Here is a 22990-nt window from a genome sequence, read left to right as displayed (position 1 = left end):
GTAATAAAAAAAGGGCGATAACTTTAAAAGTTATCGCCCTTTTTTTAGGTTTTATAAACTTAGTTTTTCTTTACGATAAACTTACCTTTCATTAAAGCATAATGCCCAGGAAAGCTACAAATAAAATCGTAAGTTCCTGCAGCTGGTGCATCAAATTCTATTGTTGTAGATTCACCTCCACCAATTACTTTAGTATAAGCAACTACATCTGCTAACGCATCTTGTGGCACATAACCTGTTTCTGATGCTGCAATAGCTTTCATTGCAAAACCAGAAACATCAACACCTTTTTGTAAAATCACAATATTGTGTCCCATAGATTTTGCTGCCATTTTACCTGTATGGTTTAAAGTAAGAATTACTTTTTGCCCCTCAAAAACAGTTAATTTGCTTTTGTTGAATTTCATTAAATCATTACCAGAAATACCAAGTTTTTTTTCTTTCGGAATTTCTTTTTTAACCTCTTGCTTTGTTACTGTTTCAGTTTTCTCTTCTTTTTTCTTATCGCTACCACAATTTATAAATAGTGTTGCAGCAAAAACCATAACCAAAGTACGTTTTATCATCTTCATTTTTTTTTATTTTATCATTTTTATCTTGTAAAAATACTAAATAACACTTACAAAATTGTATAAATTTATTCAATGAAAGAAAGTGAATCTCTAATTTAAAAACTCTAAAATTAGACTAAAAATTGAAAAAGGTCTGGTTTATCATTTAAATAATCTCCAAAGAAATTATTAGCCTTCATTCTTTTAATTAAAGGGTTCAAATCTTTAGATGATTTTAATTCTAAACCAACAACTGCAGCACCTTTAATTCGGTTGTTTTTCTTGGTATACTCAAAATGTGTAATATCATCATCAGGACCTAGAATATCAACCACAAATTCTTTTAAAGCACCTGCTCTTTGAGGAAATTTTATTATAAAATAATGTTTTAAATCTGCGTAAACTAAAGCGCGTTCTTTAATTTCTTCTGTTCTGGTAATGTCGTTATTACTACCACTTACTACACAAACTACATTTTTTCCTATTATTTCATCAGCAAAAAAATCTAAAGCAGCAATACTTAAAGCGCCAGCAGGTTCTACAACAATTGCATCTTTATTATACAGATCTAAAATTGTTTGGCAAACTTTACCTTCTGGAACCGTAATTATTTTATGCAAGTTTTGCCTACAAATAGCAAAATTTAAATCGCCCACTTTTTTAACAGCGGCACCATCTACAAAAGGATCTATAGTTATTAAAGCTGTGTTTTTTTTATTATTGATGGATGTTAGCATTGCTGGTGCACCTTCTGGTTCTACACCAATTATTTTAGTTTCTGGAGACAACAATTTAAACACAGAAGATAAACCCGATGATAAACCTCCACCACCAATTGGCACAAAAACATAATCGATCTTTTTACTGGTTTGTTCTAAAATCTCTAGACCAACTGTTGCTTGCCCTTCAATAACTTTTTCGTCATTAAAAGGATGAATAAAGGTTTTATTTTTAGCATCGCATTCTAGTTTTGCAGCGTTAAAGGCATCATCAAAAGTATCGCCACCAATTACAATTTTTATATACTCTTCACCAAACATTTTTACCTGATTAATCTTTTGGTTTGGTGTTGGTGATGGCATAAAAATAGTACCTTTTATCTGCAATAATTTACAAGACAAAGCTACACCTTGAGCGTGATTTCCTGCACTTGCACAAACAATTCCGTTTTGTTTTTCTAAATCACTTAAAGAAAACATTTTATTATATGCTCCTCTAATTTTATAAGAACGAACCACTTGTAAGTCTTCTCTTTTAAAGAAAATATTTGCATTAAATTCTTTAGAAAGATTAAAGTTTTTGCCTAATGGTGTTTTAGAAGCAACACCTTCTAGATTTCTGGCAGCCTCGTTTATCTTTTCTAAACTTGGTAAGTAAATTGATTCTGTTTGCATTAATCAAATGTAAAAAGAAAACCTGTCAAATTTTTTAATTCTGACAGGTTTATTAAAAAAATTGGGGGATAATTTTTTAAGCAGATTTTATTACTTTCATTGCAGTCATAGAAGCTCTTAATTGCTCACCTACAATTTCTACAGGATGATTTCTAATAATCTTATTAATTTTAATTAATTCTTGGTTATCAACGCCATTTTCTGAGCTAAAAGATTTACCAATTACGTTTGTAGAAACTGTTTTCATAAAATCAGTTAATAATGGTTTACAAGCGTGATCGAATAAATAACAACCATATTCTGCTGTATCAGAAATTACACGATTCATTTCTGCTAACTTCATTCTTGCAATTGTATTTGCAATTAACGGAGTTTCATGTAAAGATTCGTAATATGCAGAAGCATCAATAATACCAGACTCTGTCATTGCCTCAAAAGCCAACTCAACACCAGCTCTTACAAAAGCAACTAATAAAGTTCCGTGATCGAAATATTCTTGTTCTGGAATTTCTTGTTCTGTAATTGTTTGTTTTTCAAAAGCAGTTTCTCCTGTTGCAGCTCTCCAAGTTAATAAATTTACATCATCATTTGCCCAGTCTTCCATCATCGTTTTAGAGAAATGACCAGTCATAATATCATCCATATGTTTTTGGAATAATGGACGCATAATGTCTTTTAATTCTTCTGATAAACGAAACGCTTCTACTTTTGCAGGATTAGAAAGTCTGTCCATCATATTAGTGATACCTCCATGCTTTAACGCTTCAGTTACAGTTTCCCAACCATATTGTATTAATTTTGCAGCATAACCAGGTTCAATACCTTCTTCTACCATTTTATCAAAAGATAAAATTGCACCAGTTTGTAACAAACCACATAAAATGGTTTGCTCTCCCATTAAATCTGATTTTACTTCAGCAACAAAAGAAGATTCTAAAACACCTGCTGTATGACCACCAGTGGCAACAGCATAAGCTTTTGCATAAGCCCAACCTTTACCTTCTGGATCATTTTCTGGGTGAACTGCTGTTAATGTTGGCACTCCAAAACCTCTTTTAAATTCTTCACGAACCTCAGAACCTGGCGATTTTGGTGCCACCATAATTACCGTTAAATCTTCACGTATTTTCATACCTTCTTCTACAATATTAAAACCGTGAGAATAAGATAAAGTTGCGCCTTTTTTCATTAATGGCATTACTGCATTTACAACATTTGTATGTTGTTTATCTGGCGTTAAATTAATAACTAAATCTGCAGTTGGCAACATTTCTTCGTAAGTACCTACGTTAAAATTATTAGATGTTGCGTTAATATAAGATTGTCTTTTTTGTTCGATTGCTGCTGGTCTTAAAGTATAAGAAATATCTAAACCAGAATCTCTCATATTTAAACCTTGGTTTAAACCTTGTGCTCCACAGCCCACAATAACTATTTTCTTGCCTTTTAAGGCGTTTACTCCATCTTCAAATTCTGAAGTGTTCATAAAACGACATTGCCCTAATTGTTCTAGCTTTTGTCTTAATGTTAATGTGTTAAAATAATTTGACATTTTTTTAGTTTTTGTTTTTGATTTAAGCAAAAAAGGCGAAAGTAGCTTCGAGTACTTATTAATTACTTTACAACTATTTTTGACATCTTTACTCTTTATAATCTGTTTTTAGTTGTTATATTTTTCTAATAATGAAGATATTTTCATTTCTTCTTTAGTTATTGCAATTAAACCCGATCTTGTATATTGCATTATTCCAAAAGGACTTAACTTATTGTATAACTCTACAATTTCTTCTTTTTTCCCTGATTTTTCTAGAACAAAGAATTCTTTGTTTACGGTTACAATTCTAGCATTACTCTCTTTAATGATATTCTGAATTTGGCGTTCTTCGAATAACAATTCTGATTTAATTTTAAACAAGCCTGCGATTTGATAAATAATATCATCTAAACTATGGTAATATGCTTTTATTACCTCTACTTGTTTTTCTATTTGACCAATAATTTTTTTAATACCTACCTCATTCATATTTACAACAATAGTAAACTTAGAAACGCCTTCTATTTCTGAAGGAGAAGTATTTAAACTCTCTATATTGATGTGTCTTCTTTGGAAAATTGCAGAAATCCTATTCAACAATCCAATGTTATTTTCTGTATATACAGATACTGCATATAGTTGTTTTTCTTCTGTACTCATTTATTCTAGTCTTATGTCTGAAACACTTGCTCCTGATGGAATCATAGGAAATACATTATCTTCTTTCTCTACACAAACCTCTAAGAAATACGCTTCTTTACTTTGCATCATTTCTGCAACAGCTTCTGCCAATTCTTCTCTTTTTGTAACTTTTCTTGCTTTAATATAATAACCTTCTGCAATAGCCACAAAGTTTGGATTAACCATTTCTGTGGATGCATAACGTTTATCGAAAAATAATTGTTGCCATTGTCTAACCATCCCAAGAAAATCGTTATTTAAAACCACCACTTTTACAGCTGCTTTTTGCTGAAAAATTGTACCCAATTCTTGAATTGTCATTTGGTAGCCTCCATCACCAGAAATAGAAACTACTTCACGTTCTGGAGCTGCCATTTTTGCACCAATTGCTGCTGGCAAACCAAAGCCCATTGTTCCTAACCCACCAGAGGTAATATTACTTTTTGACACATTAAAATCTGCATATCTACAAGCAATCATTTGATGCTGACCAACATCACTTACAATAGCAGCTTCACCTTTACTTTGAATGTTGATTTCTTTCAAAACCTCAGCCATTGTTAAACCTTCCTTTGTAGGATATAAATCATTTTTGATTACTTTTTCGTACTCAATATCATATAAATCTTTAAACTTTTGATGCCATTCTTTATGAGAATTTTCATTTAATAACGGTAATAATAAGTTTAAGCTTGCTTTTGAATCACCTAAAACAGCAACATCTGTTTTTACGTTTTTATCAATCTCTGCAGGATCAATTTCAAAATGAATTACTTTAGCTTGTTTTGCATAAGTTGCTAAGCTACCTGTAACCCTATCATCAAAACGCATACCTATCGCTACTAATACATCACACTCATTAGTTAGCATATTAGGTGCATAATTACCATGCATACCAACCATACCTACGTTAAAAGGATGCGAAGTTGGTATTGCAGAAGCCCCTAAAATTGTCCATGCAGCAGGAATACCTGCTTTTTCTACAACAGCTTTTAATTGCTCTTCAGCATTTCCTAATATTACTCCTTGCCCCCAAACAATTAGTGGTTTCTTTGCACTATTAATTATTGCTGCAGCTTCTTTAACTTTTTCTATATCTGTATCTGGTACTGGTTTATAACTTCTTATTTTTGTACATTTTTGATAAGAAAAATCAAACTCATCAAATTGTGCATCTTTAGTAATATCTACTAAAACAGGACCTGGCCTACCACTTTTTGCTATATAAAATGCTTTTGCTAAAGCTTCAGGAATATCTTCTGCTTTGGTAACTTGACAGTTCCATTTTGTAACTGGTGTAGAAATACCTACAATGTCAGTTTCTTGAAAAGCATCTGAACCTAATAAACCAGAAGGCACCTGACCTGTAATACAAACCATAGGTGTTGAGTCTATTTGTGCATCTGCAATACCAGTTATTAAATTGGTTGCTCCTGGACCAGAAGTAGCCATTGCTACACCTACTTTTCCAGAAATTCTAGCATAACCTTGAGCAGAATGCGTTGCTCCTTGTTCATGACGTGTTAATACATGATGAATTTTATCTTGGTATTTATACAATTCATCGTAAACTGGCATTATTGCTCCTCCTGGATATCCGTAAAGAATATCTACTCCTTCTTCAATTAAACACCTAACAATTGCCTCGCTACCAGAAATACGCTCTGTAGTTTTAGTCAATTTTTTTTCTGATTTTATGGTTTGTGTTTCCATATTTTTGTGTTTTAAATACCTACAAAGTTTTTAAAACCTTATAGGATATCTTGTGTCTTTTTTATCTTGTTTGTTGATTTTATAAAATATTACAAATCAGTAACACATCCTTTAGATGCAGATGCAACTGTTTTTGCGTATTTATATAAAATCCCTTTTTTATGTTTTGGTTCTGGAGCAACCCATTTTGCTTTTCTTTCTGCTAATTCTTCATCAGAAATTAAAACATTAATCGAATTATCTTCTGCGCTAATTCTAATTTTATCTCCAGTTTCTAAAATACCTATTGTACCTCCTGATAATGCTTCTGGTGTAATATGCCCAACTACAAAACCGTGAGTACCTCCAGAAAAACGACCATCTGTAATTAAAGCTACAGATTTACCTAAACCTGCTCCCATAATTAACGAAGTTGGTTTTAACATTTCTGGCATTCCTGGACCTCCTTTTGGTCCAACATATCTAATGACGACTACATCTCCTTTTGCTACTTCTCCATTAGATATACCTGTATTTGCGGCTTGCTCACCATCATAAACCACAGCTTTACCTTCAAACAACAAACCTTCGTTACCAGATATTTTTGCAACAGCACCTTCTTCTGCAAGGTTTCCATATAAGATCTGTAAGTTCCCTGATGATTTTAAGGCTTTATCCGTAGGGAAAATTACATCTTGGTCTTCAAATTCCATAGCTTCTACATCTGCTAAATTCTCTGCTAAAGTTTTACCAGTAACAGTCATACAATCGCCATGTAAATATCCATTTTCTAATAAATACTTCATAATTGCTGGTGTACCACCAACTCCATGCACATCTTCCATTAAGTATTTACCAGATGGTTTTAAATCTGCAATTAACGGAGTTCTATCAGAAACTCTTTGAAAATCTTCTAAAGTAAATTCGATATCAGCAGCGTGGGCAATTGCTAAAAAGTGTAATACTGCATTTGTAGAACCTCCTAAAGCGTTTACCAAAGCAATAGCATTTTCTAAAGACTTTTTAGAAATAATATCTAAAGGTTTTAAATCTAATTCCAATAAGTTCTTTATGGCTCTTGCGTGTCTTTCTGATTCTGATAATTTATTCGGATTTTCTGCAGGAATAGATGAATTGTAAGGTAATGCAAACCCCATACACTCAATAGCAGATGCCATTGTATTTGCAGTATACATACCCCCACAAGCACCAGCTCCTGGAATAGATCTTTTTATAATTTCTCTGTATTCGTCTTCTTCGATTTCTCCAGCAACTTTTTGTCCTAAAGCCTCAAAAGCAGAAACAATATTTAATTTTCTGCCTTTGTAATTACCAGATGCAATTGTACCTCCATACATCATTATTGATGGGCGATTTAAACGCAACATAGACATTACAGCTCCTGGCATATTTTTATCACAACCTACAATAGCAATTAAACCATCGTAGCTTTGTGCATTCATTACAGTTTCTATAGAATCTGCAATAATATCTCTAGAAACTAGTGAGTAATTCATACCAGAAGTACCCATAGAAATACCATCAGAAACACCAATTGTATTAAAACCTAAACCGACCAAATCTGCAATTTTACACTCAATCTTGACTTCTTCTTTTAGTCTATTTAAATGCATATTACAAGGATTACCATCGTAACCAGTACTCGCAATTCCTATTTGCGCTTTTTGCATATCTTCGTCAGATAAACCAACTGCATACAACATTGCTTGAGATGCTGGTTGAGATTCGTCTTGTGTTAATCTGCTACTGTGTTTATTTAGTTTCATTTAATGATTTCTTGATTTTATTGACTAAATTATTCTATTTCTCTTTTTTTGTTACATTAAATTCAATTGAATACTTGAATTTCAGTTGTTTAAAATAACATTAATCTTACTGATATACAGTAACTTAACCTTATTTAATTATGATACTCAATTATTGAAATAAATGCAATAAAAAACCTTCCGTTTTTAAAGGAAGGTTAAATTTTATTTTTATGTTATAAATACCACTTCCTAATCAATTCGTAATAATTACGATGACGTTTAAAACAGTAATAATATTTAAAATTTGTTTTTTCATTTGTGATTCAAATATTTAAAATTTTTATTTAAAAATCCTAATTTTAAATTGAATTTAATTAGATGATGGTACTCTGACCCATATGAATATTCTTAAAATTCATATTACTATCATCTTGATTTGTAATATAATCTGCAATAAAATCACCTACTTTAGACGTTGTTGTTGCATTCTGAATTTTGCGTTTAATATCTTTAGTTGTAATACCTAATGCTAACGATTTTTCTACTGCTCTTTCAATTGCATCTGCTTCTTCATTTAAACCTAAATGTTGCAATAACATTCCCGCAGATAAAATTGATGCTAATGGGTTTGCTAAATCTTTGCCTTTTGCTTCGAAATAAGAACCGTGTATTGGCTCGAACAACGCATTTTCTTCACCAATTGATGATGATGCAATTAAACCTTTAGAACCACTAATTACACTTGCTTCATCAGAAATAATATCGCCAAAAAGGTTTTCTGTAAGAATAACATCAAACTGTTTTGGGTTTGTAATTAATTGCATTGTTGCGTTAGCTACAAACAAGTATTCTAAAGTAATCTCTGGATATTCTTTAGCAATTTCAGTAACAGTTTTACGCCATAAACGCGATGTTTCTAACACATTAGATTCATCAACTAAAGTTACTTTTTTCTTTCTTTTCTGTGCAGCTTTAAAAGCTAAATGTGTAATTCTTGTAATTTCATCAACAGTATAAACAGAAACATCTGAAGCCATTTTACCATCTGCGCTTACCTCTTTTTTACCAAAATAAATTCCGCCAGTTAACTCTCTATACACTAAAAAATCTGTGCCTTTTATTACTTCTCTTTTTAATGGTGAATTATGAATTAAATTATCATAAGCCTTTACAGGTCTTACATTACAATATAAATCTAATTCTTTTCTAAGCTGTAATAAACCTTGTTCTGGACGAATTCTAGCTGATGGATCATTATCGTATTTAGGATCACCAATTGCACCATATAAAATAGCATCAGAATTTCTACAAATATCTATAGTTTCTTGAGGTAATGGGTAACCCGTTTTTTCTATAGCACAAGCTCCTAACAGCGCTTCTTTGTATAAAAAAATATGGTCGTAAGCTTCTGCAACAGCATCTAATGCTTTTTTTGCTTGATCTACTACTTCAGGACCAATACCATCTCCAGGAATTACAGCTATAGTATATTTCATAATTCTATTACATTTAAGCCATTGCTATTTTTGATGTTTTATTAACTTCTTTCATTATTAAATGAATATCATCATCTTTTACTTCTTTTTGCTTATCAGCAGTTTCTAAAAATGATGTATAAGCAGTATCTAATTGAACCTTAGTTAATTCGTAACCAATTTTTTTAGCTCTATAAGCCAAAGCAGCTCTACCACTTCTTGCTGTTAAAACAATTGCACTTTCTGTAACACCAACATCTTCAGGATCCATAATTTCGTATGTTTCTCTGTTTTTTATTACTCCATCTTGATGAATTCCAGAACTATGTGCAAATGCATTTGCACCTACAATTGCTTTATTTGGTTGCACAGGCATTCCCATACTTTCACGAACCATTATACTTGTATCGTATAATAATTTTGTATTGATAGAAGTTTCTAAATTTAAATATGGATGTTGTTTTAACACCATTACAACCTCTTCTAAAGCTGTATTTCCTGCTCTTTCTCCTATCCCGTTTATAGTACATTCTATTTGACGAGCTCCATTAATAACACCAGAAATTGAGTTTGCTGTTGCCAAACCTAAATCGTTATGACAGTGGCAAGAAAGAATTACATTTTCTATTCCTTTTACGTTTTCACGCAAATATTTCATTTTTGCACCATACTCTTCTGGTAAACAATAACCTGTTGTATCTGGAATGTTTAAAACAGTTGCACCTGCTTTAATAACCTCTTCACATACTCTTGCTAAAAACTCATTATCTGTTCTACCTGCATCTTCTGCGTAAAACTCTACATCTTCCACAAAAGATTTTGCATAAGATACAGCTTTTACAGCTCTTTCTATTACTTTTTCTCTTGTTGAGTTAAATTTGAATTGTATATGAGAATCACTAGTACCAATACCAGTGTGAATTCTTGGATGATTTGCAAATTTTAATGCTTCTGCTGCTACTTTAATATCGTTTTCTACAGCTCTAGTTAAACCACAAACTGTTGCATTTTTTACAATTTTAGCTATTTCTGAGACAGAAGTAAAATCTCCAGGACTAGAAACAGGAAAACCAGCTTCAATTACATTTACACCTAGTAAATCTAATCTTTCTGCTATAACCAATTTTTGATTAGTATCTAACTTACAGCCAGGCACTTGCTCTCCATCTCTTAAAGTTGTATCAAAAATTTGAACCTTATTATCTTGCATAATTTGTAAAGATTATCTTTATATTTAATCAAATGTATATTAATGAGATTAAAATAAATGGTTATTTTTACAGTTCAGTACGATTTCTAATATACTTAGCTAAAACACAAGTATTTTATAATCAGTAATTTATGAGTAAAACTACTACATCAGTCAATAATCAAAACGATGCTCTTTTTATATTAATCAAGTCTTTAACCAAGTCTGAAAAGAGGCAATTCAACTTATATGTTGGTAGATTAGGTGGTAATATTGACGCCAAGTTTTTTTCGCTTTTCAAGTTCTTAGAAAAGCTAAAAATCTATGATGAAAAAGTAATAATTAATAGCGGAATTGTCTCCAAACAACAACTATCAAACTTAAAAGCTCATTTATATAAACAGATTTTAATTAGTTTACGTTTAAATCCTGCTCATAAAAATATTAGAATTCAAATAAGAGAACAACTTGATTTTGCTACAGTTTTATATCAAAAAGGATTATACAAACAGAGTTTAAAATTATTAGATAAGGCTAAAAATTTAGCTTTAGAAAACGAAGAAAAAAACATTGCTTACGAAATTGTTGAACTAGAAAAAGTAATTGAAACACAATACATTACAAGAAGTTTAAGTAATAGAGCAGATCAACTTTCTGTGCAAGCAAAAACGCTAAGCCAGCAAAATGTAATTGCCAGTAAATTATCTAATTTATCATTACAACTATATAGTCATTTATTACAAAATGGATATGTAAAAAACAACGAAGAATTAGAGTTTATTAACCAATACTTCCATAAAAGATTACCAAAATACAATTTTGAAGATTTAGGTTTTAGAGAAAAATTATGGTTGTACAAATCGCATTTATGGTACAGTTTTTTAACTCAAGATTTTTTACAGAGTTATAAATACGCCAGAAAATGGGTAGATTTATTTAAAGAAGATAAAAAACATATTTTACAACATCCTGTTTTTTATTTAAAAGGGATAAATTATCTTTTAGAAGCATCGTTTTTTGTAAAAAAGAAATCTACATTTAAAAGAGAGCTAATCGCTTTTGAAGAGGAAATTGAGCAAAATACAATTCCATCGAATACAAATACAGAGCTTTTAATTTTTCAGTATTTGTATGCTAATAAATTACACTTACATTTTTTAGAAGCTACTTTTTCTGAAGGCGAATATTTAGTAGAAATCATCAACCAAAAAATACAAGATTACAGAAATAGATTAGACAGTCATTATATTGTAATGTTGTATTACAAAATTGCTTGTTTGTATTTTGGGATGGGTAAAAACGAATTATGTATTGCTTATTTGCAAAAAATAATAAAATCTAAAAACTTAAGTTCTGCAGAAGATTTGCAATGTTTTGCTAGAATTTTAAATTTGATTGCACATTATGAATGTGGATTAGATTATGATTTAGAAAGACAGTTTTTAGATACTTATAAATTTCTTCTAAAAATGGAAAATCTACAAGAAGTTCAAAAGATTTTCTTAACATCTATTAGAGATTTGAGTGATGTTTTTCCTCACGAAATAAAAAATGAGTTTAAAAAAATACACACTAAACTGCAAAAGTTTGAAAATCATCCGTATGAAAAAAGAGCATTTTTGTATTTAGACATTCTATCTTGGTTAGAAAGTAAAATAAAAAACAAACCTATTGCTTTGATAATTAAAGAAAAATCAAAGAAATAAATTATACATTAAATTATTATTAATTATTTTGATAATTATTACGAACATTACATTTTTTAATAATTTTCTTAAAATAATACGCATCAAAACCCATCAAAATAAATAATACTTCTATTTTTGTGGTGTGAATCTTTCTAAATTAAATACAAATTCTTCTAAAACTACTTCTGTAGTATGTATTTCTATGAACACCATTATTCGCACATCAACTACAACTATTACCCTTTAGGGGTTCTGCTATATACATATTACCTAGGTTATTTATTGTTTCGTACAAATCGAAATAAAAACTATAAAAAAATTACAAACTATTTATCAATTTAAGATGAAAGTATTAAAATTCGGAGGCTCTTCAGTAGCCAATTCAGAAAAAATAAAACAAGTTTTAAGCATTATTGCTAAAACATCAGAAGAACAAAAAGTAGCAGTTATAGTATCTGCATTTGGTAAAACAACAGATAAACTTTTAGCAGGTGCTAATGAAGCTTTAGAAGATATTACAGCTGCAAAAGAAATTTTAGAGTTAATTAAAGAATTGCATTTTAGAGTAATTGATGATTTAATTATCAAAAATAAAAAAGAAGTTACTGAAGAAATCACGTATCTATTTGATCGTTTAATTTCTATTTACGAAGGTATTTTCTTACTTCAAGAATTATCCAACAAAACATTGGCAAAAGTTTCTAGTTTTGGAGAAAGATTATCGTCTTACATTATTGCAAAAGCTGCAAAAGAAACTTTAGACGCAACTCATAAAGAAAGTAGAGATTTAATTATTACTAATGATGAGTATTTAAATGCGCAAGTAAATTTTGAAGTTACTAATAAAAATATTGCAATATTTTTTCACGACAACCAACATAAAATTACAGTATTAGGCGGATTTATTTCTTCGAATACAGCAGAAGAAACTACAACTTTAGGTAGGGGTGGTTCTGATTTTTCTGCTGCTATTTATGCTGCTGCTTTAAATGCTGATGAATTACAAATCTGGACAGATGTAAGTGGTATGTTTACTGCAAATCCTAGAATTGTAAAACAAGCGTATCCTATTGCAGAAATCTCTTACGAAGAAGCAATGGAATTGTCTCATTTTGGAGCAAAAGTTTTGTATCCGCCAACAATTCAACCAGCTTTACGTAAAGAAATTCCGATTAGAATTAAAAACACTTTCGATCCTGAAAACTTCGGAACTTTAATTTCTAACGATCCTGAAAATGGAAATGAAGTAAAAGGAATTTCGCATATAGAAGATATTAGTTTAATTACCTTAGAAGGTGGAGGAATGATTGGTATTCCTGGTTTTTCTAAACGTTTATTCGAAGCACTTTCTGTAGCTAAAATTAATGTAGTTTTTATTACGCAAGCCTCATCAGAACATTCTATTTGTGTAGGTGTTTATGATGCTGATGCAGAAAAAGCAAAAACTATTTTAGACGAAACTTTTAGTATAGAAATTTATAGAAAAAAGATAAAACCAATTATTGTAGAAAATGATTTGGCAATTATTGCTGTAGTTGGCGAAAGTATGAAAAACTACCAAGGTTTAAGCGGACAAATGTTTAGTGCTTTAGGTAGAAATAATGTAAATGTTAGAGCAATTGCCCAAGGTTCATCAGAAAAAAATATCTCTGCAGTTATTAATAAATATGATGCTAAAAAGGCATTAAATACTTTACACGAACAATTTTTTGAAGAAAGAACCAAACAGTTAAACTTATTTGTAACTGGAGTTGGTAATGTTGGCGAGCGCTTTTTAGCACAATTACATCAGCAAAAAAAATTCTTAATAGAAAACTTAAAACTAAATATTAGAGTTATTGGTATTTCGAATTCTAGAAAAATGGTTTTTGATGATGCTGGAATTAATCTAGAAAACTGGAAAGATTTATTAGAAAACGGAGAGCCAACAAGCTTAGATAATTTTTACATAAAAGTAAAAGAAGCTAATCATAGAAATAGTGTTTTTGTTGATAATACAGCAAACCAAGCAGTTTCTGAGGTGTATGAAAAATATTTAAAAGACAGTATTTCTGTAGTAACTTGTAATAAAATTGCTTGTGCTTCTAGTTTTTATAATTATAAAAAATTAAAAGAAGTATCAAAAAAATACAATGCTTCATTCTTATTCGAAACGAATGTTGGTGCAGGTTTACCAATTATAGACACATTAAAAAACTTAGTGAATTCTGGTGATCGAATTCATAAAATTCAAGCAGTTTTATCTGGTAGTTTAAACTTTGTTTTTAATAATTTTGATCAAAGTTCAACATTTCATAATGTTGTTGCTCAAGCTCAAAAAGAAGGCTACACTGAACCAGATCCAAAAATTGATTTAAGTGGTGTAGATGTTGCTAGAAAAATTTTAATTCTTGCTAGAGAAAGTAGTTTTAAAATGGAGTTAGAAGACATTAAAAAGAATGCTTTTTTACCAGAAGAAGCCTTAAACACAACAAACAATGATGATTTTTATGCTGCTTTAACAAAGCACGAAAATCATTTTCAAGACATATTTAAACAAGCCAATGACAAAGATTGTCGTTTAAAATATGTAGCAGAATTTGTAGACGGAAAAGCAAATGTTGGTTTACAACACATACCTGCAGATCATCCTTTTTACAATTTAGAAGGTAGTGATAATATTGTGTTATTTTTTACAGACAGATACCCAGAAAATCCTTTAATTATAAAAGGTGCAGGTGCAGGTGCAGACGTTACTGCTTCTGGTATTTTTGCTGATATAATTAGAATTGCAAATAAATAAGTAAGCAGTGTTCAGTAAACAGTAATTAACTGATACTTGAAAACTATTTACTCCAAACTAAAAAAAATGGATTATTTAAAAATATTTTCTCCTGCAACAGTAGCCAACGTTTCTTGTGGTTATGATTCTTTAGGTTTTGCTGTAGATGCTATTGGTGATGAAATGACATTTACCAAATCACCAAATTTAGGGGTAGAGATAACGAATATAACAGGTGCAGATTTAACTTATGATGTTGATAAAAATGCTGCAAGCGCTGTGGTTCAAAAAATATTGTTAGAAGCAAATGCAGATTTTGGCGTACAACTTACTATTCATAAAGGTTTTTCTCCTGGAAGTGGATTGGGTAGTTCTGCTGCAAGTGCTGCTGGTGCTGCTTTTGGCGCAAATCAATTATTAGGCAATATCTATTCTGAATTAGAACTCACAAAATTTGCAATGTTTGGAGAAGAAGTTGCTTGCGGAAGCGCAATTGCAGATAATGTTGCAGCTGCAATTTACGGTGGTTTTGTATTAATTAGAAGTTACGAGCCATTAGAAATCATAAAATTGCCTGTACCCAATGAATTAAGATTGGTAGCCATTCATCCGCAGATAGAAATTAAAACCAAAGACGCTAGAGAAGTTTTACCAAAAGAAATTCTTTTAAAAGATGCAGTTACACAATGGGCAAATGTTGGTGGATTAATTTCTGGCTTACACTCTAATAACTATAATTTAATCAGTAATTCTTTAGTAGATATTATTGTAGAACCTTATCGTAAAAAGTTAATTCCTTATTTTGATGAAGTAAAGAATGCTGCTATAGAAGCAGGAGCTTTGGGCGCAGGAATTTCTGGTTCTGGACCCACAATTTTTGCACTTTGTAAAGGTGATGAAATTCAGAAAGAAGTTTATAATGCCATCGAAAAAAGTTACAGAGATAAAGGAATTGATTTTGAACTTTACGCATCCAAAGTAAATCCTGTAGGAATAAAAATAATTTAAAAGCAATATGCTTTAGGCAATATGTTTAAAGCAATTTGTAAACTCTGCCTATTGCATAAAGCTTAAGGCATAAAGCAAAAAATAAAATGAACTATTACAGTTTACACCATAAATCACCAAATACAACTTTTAAAAACGCTGTTGTAGAAGGTTTAGCAAAAGATAGAGGAATCTATTTTCCAGAAAACATTACACCTTTATCAAAAGATTTTATCGATAATATTTCTGATTATTCCAATCACGAAATTGCTTTTGAAGTTATCAAACAATTTGTAGGTAATGAAATACCAACAGATATTTTAAAAGAAATTATTGCAGAAACTGTTTCTTTTGATTTTCCTGTAGTTAAGGTAGATGATAACATTGCAACCTTAGAATTATTTCACGGACCAACAATGGCTTTTAAAGATGTTGGTGCAAAATTTATGGCAAAATGCTTGGAGTATTTTAATAGAGATAATCGTGATGAAGTTACTGTTTTAGTTGCCACTTCAGGCGATACAGGTGGTGCTGTTGCCAATGGTTTTTTAGGTGCAAAAGGTGTTAATGTCGTTATTTTATATCCTTCAGGAAAAGTAAGCGATATTCAAGAAAAACAGTTAACTACTTTAGGACAAAATATTACAGCTTTAGAAGTAGATGGTGTTTTTGATGATTGCCAAGATATGGTAAAAACTGCTTTTTTAGATGAAGAAATTTCAAGAACCTTAACCTCTGCAAACTCTATAAATGTTGCACGTTGGTTGCCACAAATGTTTTACTTTTTCTTTGCTTATAAAGAATTACACAAACAACATAAAGATCTTGTTTTTTCTGTACCAAGTGGAAATTTCGGTAATATTTGTGCAGGAATTATGGCGCAAAAATTAGGTTTACCCATTAAACATTTTGTTGCATCAACAAACGTAAATGACACTGTACCTAATTATTTAGAAGACGGAGTTTACACACCAAAACCATCGAAAGCAACAATTTCTAATGCTATGGATGTTGGTAACCCAAGTAACTTTATTAGAATTAGAGAATTGTTTAATAATGATTTAGAAACTTTAAAAAGTGCTTTTTCATCATATAGTTTTACTGATGATGAAACTCGTGCCACAATGAAAAAGATCTATGAAAATTCGGGTTATATTGCAGACCCTCATGGAGCAGTTGGTTACTTAGGTTTAAAAAAACACGGATTAAAAGAAAACGAGTTTGGTGTATTTTTAGAAACTGCGCATCCTGTTAAATTTTTAGATGTTGTAGAAGAAACGTTACCTGTAAAAGTTGAAATTCCGGAGCAAATTAAAAAAGTAATTGACAATAAAAAAGTGGCTATTAAAGCTGCTTCTTATGAAGATTTGAAAGCATATTTAATGAAATAATTTTAATATTTAAACACTTGCAATTAACTTATATCAATATTTAAAGTGATTACTCAAAATGATAAATAAAGATATAAGTTAATTGCAAGTAGATACTGTTAGAAAATCTAATTTTTAATTTTTGAACCGTCTTTTTTTGAATAAACATCATCATTAAAATTAATTTTTGATGTGTTTTTCAAAACTACCTTTGTACTATCTTTTGTAATAATTTTCACATTATTTAATGTCCAATTTTCGCTGTAATTAATGCTACCAGCTGTTTCTGCAGATATAGAAACATCATTTAAAGTAAAATTTTTTATAATTGATTTTTCCATACCGTTTACATTAATGGCTTTTTTAGCACCTTTGACGTTAACATTATTTATGGTAATATTTTTAAAAGTCGGTATTCCTTTTTCTGGTTCTACCTTTTTTAGCATCTTTTTCCAATGAACTGGAATTGAATCAGGGTTAAACTCTTTTGGTAATTTAGAGTAACTATAATTTGGATTCCAATTCATCGAAACTTCTATAAAGGTTCTTACAGTATCCATCTGAATGTTTTCCATATAAATATCTTCTACTGTTCCTCCTCTATTGGTTGCAGATTTAATATTTAATCCATTTTTAGTACCTAAACCCTTAATATTAGAAACATATACATGACGTATACTCCCAGAAGTCTCGCTTCCTAAAGTAAAAAGACCTGCACCTTGCCTTGCAATACAATCTTTAATAACTACATATTCTGTTGATTTGTTTACACGTTGGCCATCCCAATCTCTTCCTGCTTTTAAACAGAAATTATCATCATTACAATCAATATCACAATTCTGGACTAAAATCCATTTAGAAGAATCAATATCAATACCATCAGTACTAGGCCCATGACCTCCAATATTGTTTTGAATTAATAAACCATCAACTGTTATATACTCTGAATATAATATTTGTACCGTCCAAAAACCTGCTCTTTTAATGTTTAAATCTTTAACAAAAATATTTTTAGAATTAGATACTAAAACAGTTCTTGGTCTTTTTGCATCGTAGTCTACAATCCATCGTAAGCCTCTTGGTTCGTAGTCATTTTTTCGTAAATCCCAATAATAATCCCAATGTACTTTTCCTTGTCCATCAATAATTCCTTCACCTTCTAGAGAAACATTTTTTTGATTTCTAATATTTATTAAAGCTGCAGGCCATTCCATTTCTATACCAGCAATTCTTGTATCTATTTCTTTATAATCTTTTATATTTTCACTTCCTTTAATCTCAGTTCCTTTAGGAATAATAAATTTAATATTACTTTTAATAAAGATAGAACCCGTTAAATAAACACCTGGCTTAAAAGTAACAATCCCTCCTCCATTTTTAGAACATTCATTAATTGCTTGTTGAATAGCATCTGTGTTCAATGTTTTTTCATCTCCTTTTGCCCCAAAATCATTTACAAAATAAGTCTTACTTTTTACAGAAATATCTTGCGAGCCTACTTGGTTTATCCAATCTGGTTTAAAGGTAATATTTCTTGATTTTTTTTCTCGACCACAAGAAATAATTAGTAAAGCAACTAAAATTAAGTTTAAATTTTTCATAAAAAAACAAAGTTATTTAAAAATAAAAGTACTTTTAGTTTTTAAAAAAAGTGTCCTGTGCTTACGGGTTTTTTATGTAAAAATATAAAACCATCATAGTACAGGATAGCATTTTATTAGCTTGATTTTACTTTAGTAAAATATGATAACAAAGATTTTTTTTAAAAATATAGTATTTATTTTAATAGGTATGTATCAGTTTTTAGGTGTTGCTCAAAACAATGCCATAACTTTTAATTTTGATAAAAGCAATTCACAATCAACACATACTAATATTCAAAATTCAATAATTTATTCTAATAATTTAGGTTATGGGTTTGATTTTAATACTGGTGATAATGCACAATTTAATGGAACTAACTTATATGGAGAAGAAAACGTATATTTTTCTATAAAATTACCCGAAGGTAATTACCAAATTGACATTACTTTTGGAGGTAGTAAAGCATCATTATCAACAATAAAAGCAGAATCTAGAAGACTCATGGTAAATCAATTATTTGTTGATGCAAACAAAGAATTCACTAAAAGTTTTACGGTAAATGTAAGATCATCAAAAATTAATGATCATCAAAAAATTAAGCTAAAAAAGAGAGAACTTCTACACCTTAATTGGGATAACAAATTAACCTTAGAATTTCTAGGAAATTTTGCAATAAAAAATATTAAAATAACACCTGTTAACAATGCCAAAACCATTTTTTTAGCAGGAGATTCTACAGTAGCAGATCAAGATTTAGAGCCTTGGGCATCTTGGGGTCAGTTTTTTACAAATTATGTAAACAGTAATGTAGTAGTAGCAAATTATGCATCTTCAGGTGCTTCGTTAGGTTCTTTTAAAAATAGAAATCGTTTCGAAAAAATATTATATTCTCTTAGAAAAGATGATTTTGTTTTTATTGAATTTGGTCATAATGATGAAAAAATTAAAGGAGAAGGAAATGGTGCTTGGGGTTTATATATGAATTTACTAAAAGAATTTGTTACAAAAATTAGACAAAAAGGTGGAATACCTATTTTATGCACACCAACACAAAGAAGACTTTTTTACAACAATGGAAAATTAAAACCAACTCATGGAGAATTTCCTGATGCTATGAGAAAAGTTGCTGAAGACTTAGATGTTTATTTGATTGATGTAACAAAAATAACCACAAAAATGTATGAAACTTGGGGTATAGAAAATTCTAAAAATGCATTTGTACATTATGCCGCAAATACTTTTCCAGGACAAACAACAGAACTAAAAGACAATACCCACTTTAATAGTTTTGGTGCAAATGAAATTGCAATTTCTATAGTTCAAACAATTAAAAATTTAAACTTACCTATTTCTAAATTACTAAAAAAAGACATAAAATACTACAATGAAAATGATCCACACAATTTTAAAAACTGGACATTACCAATTAGTGCAAAATTTGAAAATACAAAACCAGATGGAAATTAAAAGATATTTAATCATTTTTATTACTTTGTTTTTTTCTATAACAGTATTATCTCAAAAAACAGAAATAATATATTTATCTGGTAAAGATTTTAAAAACCCTGTACAATGGGATTTTATGTGTACTAATGGTATGAATAGTAAAAAATGGACAACTATAAACATACCTTCTAACTGGGAATTGCAAGGTTTTGGAGAATATACTTATGGTAGGTGGTACAAAGAATTAAATCAAAAAGAACCAAGTAAAGAAGAAGGTTTTTACAAATATCAATTTAAAGTACCCAAAGACTATAAAGACAAAAATATTACTATTGTTTTTGGTGGTGCTATGACAGATACACAAGTAAAAATTAATGGTAAATCTGCAGGCGAAATTCATCAGGGTGGTTTTTATGAATTTAAATATGATATTACTTCTTTAGTAAATTTTGATAAAATAAATCTTTTAGAAGTTCATGTTGCAAAACATTCTAGTAATAAATCTGTAAATGCAGCAGAACGTAAAACAGATTGGTGGTTATTTGGAGGTATTTACAGACCTGTTTGGTTAGAAATTTCTCCTAAATCTTTTATAAAGCATATAGCTGTAAATGCTAAAATGGATGGTTCTTTAAGCGCAGATATCAATTTTGAAAACATACCTAAAAACCCAACTATTGAAGCAACGATTGTTCCTGTTAATGATGATAAAAAACATGAAACAAAAACGATAAAATTAAAAGTAGATAAAAATTTCCAAAAGATATCAACGAAGTGGAAAGATGTAAACACTTGGGATCCTGAAAACCCCAATATGTATACCTTAAACTTATCATTAAAAAATAATGGTAAAACTATTCATACGTACTCAACTAAAATAGGTTTTAGAACCCTAAAGTTTCTTAAAAAAGATGGCATTTATCTGAATGATAAAAAGATTATTATGAAAGGAATAAGTAGACATAGTATTTGGCCAGAATCAGGAAGAAGTACAGATAAATCTATTAGTATTCTAGATGTTAATTTATTAAAAGACATGAATATTAATGCTGTTCGTTTTCATTACCCAGTAGATAAACATTTTTTAGAAGTTTGTGATTCTTTAGGTTTGTTAGTTTTAAATGAACTTGCAGGTTGGCAAAATGGATATGATACAAAAACAGGAAAAAAGTTAATAAAAGAAACTGTTCAAAGAGATGTAAATCATCCTTCTGTTATTATCTGGGATCATGGAAATGAAGGGGGATGGAATGAAGAAAATGATGCAGTTTTTCATCAATATGACCCTCAAAAAAGAATTGTAATACATCCTTGGGCAGATTTTAATGGTTGGGACACACATCATTACCCTACTTATTTAACTGGTATGCATCGTTTTAATAATGGAGAAAATGTTTTTTTTCCTACAGAATTTATGCATGGAACTTACGATAATGGAATTGGTGCTGGTTTAGAAGACTTTTGGAATCGATACAAAAAAAGTCCGCTTTTTGCTGGAGCATTTATTTGGACGATGTTAGACGAAGCTGTTTTAAGAACAGATTGGAAAGGAGAAAAAAAGTATGATTCTAAAGGCAACTTAGCTCCAGATGGCGTTTTAGGGCCACATAGAGAAAAAGAAGGAAGCTTTTTTGCTGTAAAAGAAATTTGGTCTCCAATTCAGTTTAAACCTAAAAAAGTTACCTCAACTTTTGATGGTTCTTTTTTAATTAGCAACGAATATCTTTTTACCAATTTAAGCGAATGTAAATTTGAATATAGAGTTTTAAAGACTGATAATTCGGTTTTATATACCCACAATAAATCAAAAAGTATTGCATCAAAAAGTATAAAAAGTATAAATATTGAACCTGGCGAAACAAGAAAAATTAAATTTGATTTACCTACTAACTTTTTTGAAGGAGATTGGTTAGAAATCAAGGCCTATGATAAATTTAATAGAGAAATTTATACCTGGACTTGGCCCATTCATGAGGCTAAATATTTTACCAAAAAACTTTTTTCTTTTAACAAGACTAACAATAAAGTTAGTATTTTAAAACCGGGCTCAAAGGTTATTTTAAACAGTAACAGTGTTTCTGTTTCGCTAGATGTTTTAACAGGCCTTATAACAAACATTAAAAATAAAAAAGGTAATATTCCTTTTAAAAATGGACCTAAGCCTATTGGAATGAAAGCTAAAGTACTAAATTTTAAAACCGAAGAATTTAAAGATTCTGTAGTTTGTACTTTTAACTATTCTGGAGGAATTGATCATGCAAAATGGACATTATTTAATGATGGACGTTTAAAATTAAAGCTAATCTTATTAAAAAATGCAGGTAGAACAAATGGTTTTGACGGAGCTTTTTTTGAAGGACAAATAAATAAATTTGGTGTAACATTCGATTTTCCAGAAGAAGGTGTAACATCATTTAAATGGTTAGGAAATGGCCCTTATCGTGTATGGAAAAATAGAATTCCAGGAACAGAATTTGGACTTTGGGAAAAGAGTTATAATAAGACAATAACTGGAGAAAGTTTTGAGAATTTAGTATACCCAGAGTTTAAAGGATATCATGCTAATTTTATTGCAGGTAATCTTAAAACAGAAACAGGAAATTATAAATTTTTTAGTGAAAACGATCATTTATTTTTTAGGTTATTTACGCCTGATTTACCTAAAAACTCAATTTCTAAAACATTCCCGCAACCAAAATTTCCTACAGGTAATATTTCATTTATGTATGAAATACCAGCAATGAGAGCTTTTAAACCTATAGAACATCAAGGACCAGAAAGTCAGCCTACAAATATTAGAATAAAAAAGGGAGATGATGGAATACCAATGACTTTATGGTTCGATTTTAGAAATAACTAACTCAATATT

General features: G+C 30.1%; 15 protein-coding genes. 6 read left to right on the top strand and 9 right to left on the bottom strand.

Annotation, left to right across the window (positions count from 1 at the left end):
• Positions 1-59: 59 nt before the first annotated feature.
• The 8 genes from azu to BW723_RS07125 form a co-directional block, all read right to left on the bottom strand.
• Positions 60-566: an azurin gene (azu, locus tag BW723_RS07160; RefSeq protein ID WP_226789234.1), complete on the bottom strand. Its 507-nt coding sequence runs from the start codon at positions 564-566 to the stop codon at positions 60-62.
• Positions 567-682: 116 nt separating this feature from the next.
• On the bottom strand, positions 683-1945 hold the full coding sequence (gene ilvA / locus BW723_RS07155; protein ID WP_068356841.1) for a threonine ammonia-lyase IlvA: 1263 nt from the start codon (positions 1943-1945) through the stop codon (positions 683-685).
• A 76-nt stretch (positions 1946-2021) separates the two neighbouring features.
• Complete coding sequence (gene ilvC, locus BW723_RS07150; protein WP_068356844.1) at positions 2022-3497, bottom strand: ketol-acid reductoisomerase; 1476 nt, start codon at positions 3495-3497, stop codon at positions 2022-2024.
• Positions 3498-3605: 108 nt separating this feature from the next.
• Complete coding sequence (gene ilvN / locus BW723_RS07145) at positions 3606-4139, bottom strand: acetolactate synthase small subunit (RefSeq protein ID WP_068356847.1); 534 nt, start codon at positions 4137-4139, stop codon at positions 3606-3608.
• Entirely contained in the window at positions 4140-5873 is a 1734-nt protein-coding gene (gene ilvB / locus BW723_RS07140; protein ID WP_068356850.1) for a biosynthetic-type acetolactate synthase large subunit, read from the bottom strand.
• Between the two features lie 89 nt (positions 5874-5962).
• Entirely contained in the window at positions 5963-7639 is a 1677-nt protein-coding gene (gene ilvD, locus BW723_RS07135; protein ID WP_068356853.1) for a dihydroxy-acid dehydratase, read from the bottom strand.
• Positions 7640-7995: 356 nt separating this feature from the next.
• Positions 7996-9117 (bottom strand): 3-isopropylmalate dehydrogenase, encoded by a 1122-nt coding sequence (gene leuB / locus BW723_RS07130; protein WP_068356856.1) that lies wholly within the window; start codon positions 9115-9117, stop codon positions 7996-7998.
• A 13-nt stretch (positions 9118-9130) separates the two neighbouring features.
• Entirely contained in the window at positions 9131-10306 is a 1176-nt protein-coding gene (locus BW723_RS07125) for a 2-isopropylmalate synthase (protein ID WP_068356859.1), read from the bottom strand.
• 131 nt (positions 10307-10437) lie between these two features.
• Here BW723_RS07125 and BW723_RS07120 point away from each other — a divergent pair, with 131 nt between their 5' ends.
• The 4 genes from BW723_RS07120 (at position 10438) to thrC (ending at position 17112) form a co-directional block, all read left to right on the top strand.
• On the top strand, positions 10438-11991 hold the full coding sequence (locus BW723_RS07120; protein WP_068356862.1) for a hypothetical protein: 1554 nt from the start codon (positions 10438-10440) through the stop codon (positions 11989-11991).
• 325 nt (positions 11992-12316) lie between these two features.
• A complete protein-coding gene (thrA, locus tag BW723_RS07115) occupies positions 12317-14755 on the top strand; it encodes a bifunctional aspartate kinase/homoserine dehydrogenase I (protein WP_068356865.1) in 2439 nt (812 codons plus the stop codon).
• 66 nt (positions 14756-14821) lie between these two features.
• Entirely contained in the window at positions 14822-15742 is a 921-nt protein-coding gene (locus BW723_RS07110) for a homoserine kinase (protein ID WP_068356870.1), read from the top strand.
• An 86-nt stretch (positions 15743-15828) separates the two neighbouring features.
• The gene (gene thrC, locus BW723_RS07105) at positions 15829-17112 is read left to right on the top strand and encodes a threonine synthase (protein WP_068356873.1); all 1284 of its coding nucleotides are present in this window, start codon (positions 15829-15831) and stop codon (positions 17110-17112) included.
• Between the two features lie 107 nt (positions 17113-17219).
• Here thrC and BW723_RS07100 read toward each other — a convergent pair whose 3' ends face one another.
• Complete coding sequence (locus BW723_RS07100; protein WP_068356876.1) at positions 17220-18692, bottom strand: glycoside hydrolase family 28 protein; 1473 nt, start codon at positions 18690-18692, stop codon at positions 17220-17222.
• 142 nt (positions 18693-18834) lie between these two features.
• Here BW723_RS07100 and BW723_RS07095 point away from each other — a divergent pair, with 142 nt between their 5' ends.
• Both BW723_RS07095 and BW723_RS07090 read left to right on the top strand, forming a co-directional pair.
• On the top strand, positions 18835-20142 hold the full coding sequence (locus BW723_RS07095; RefSeq protein WP_083139560.1) for a rhamnogalacturonan acetylesterase: 1308 nt from the start codon (positions 18835-18837) through the stop codon (positions 20140-20142).
• Positions 20132-22981 carry a glycoside hydrolase family 2 protein gene (locus tag BW723_RS07090; RefSeq protein ID WP_068356879.1) on the top strand — a complete coding sequence of 950 codons (2850 nt, stop codon included), beginning with the start codon at positions 20132-20134 and terminating at the stop codon, positions 22979-22981. The genes BW723_RS07095 and BW723_RS07090 overlap by 11 nt, the downstream gene beginning before the upstream one ends.
• Positions 22982-22990: the final 9 nt, after the last annotated feature.

Source organism: Polaribacter reichenbachii (assembly GCF_001975665.1).
Classification (GTDB): domain Bacteria; phylum Bacteroidota; class Bacteroidia; order Flavobacteriales; family Flavobacteriaceae; genus Polaribacter; species Polaribacter reichenbachii.
The sequence above is the reverse complement of the archived record's forward strand: the minus strand, read 5'-3'. Positions and strand labels throughout refer to the sequence as shown.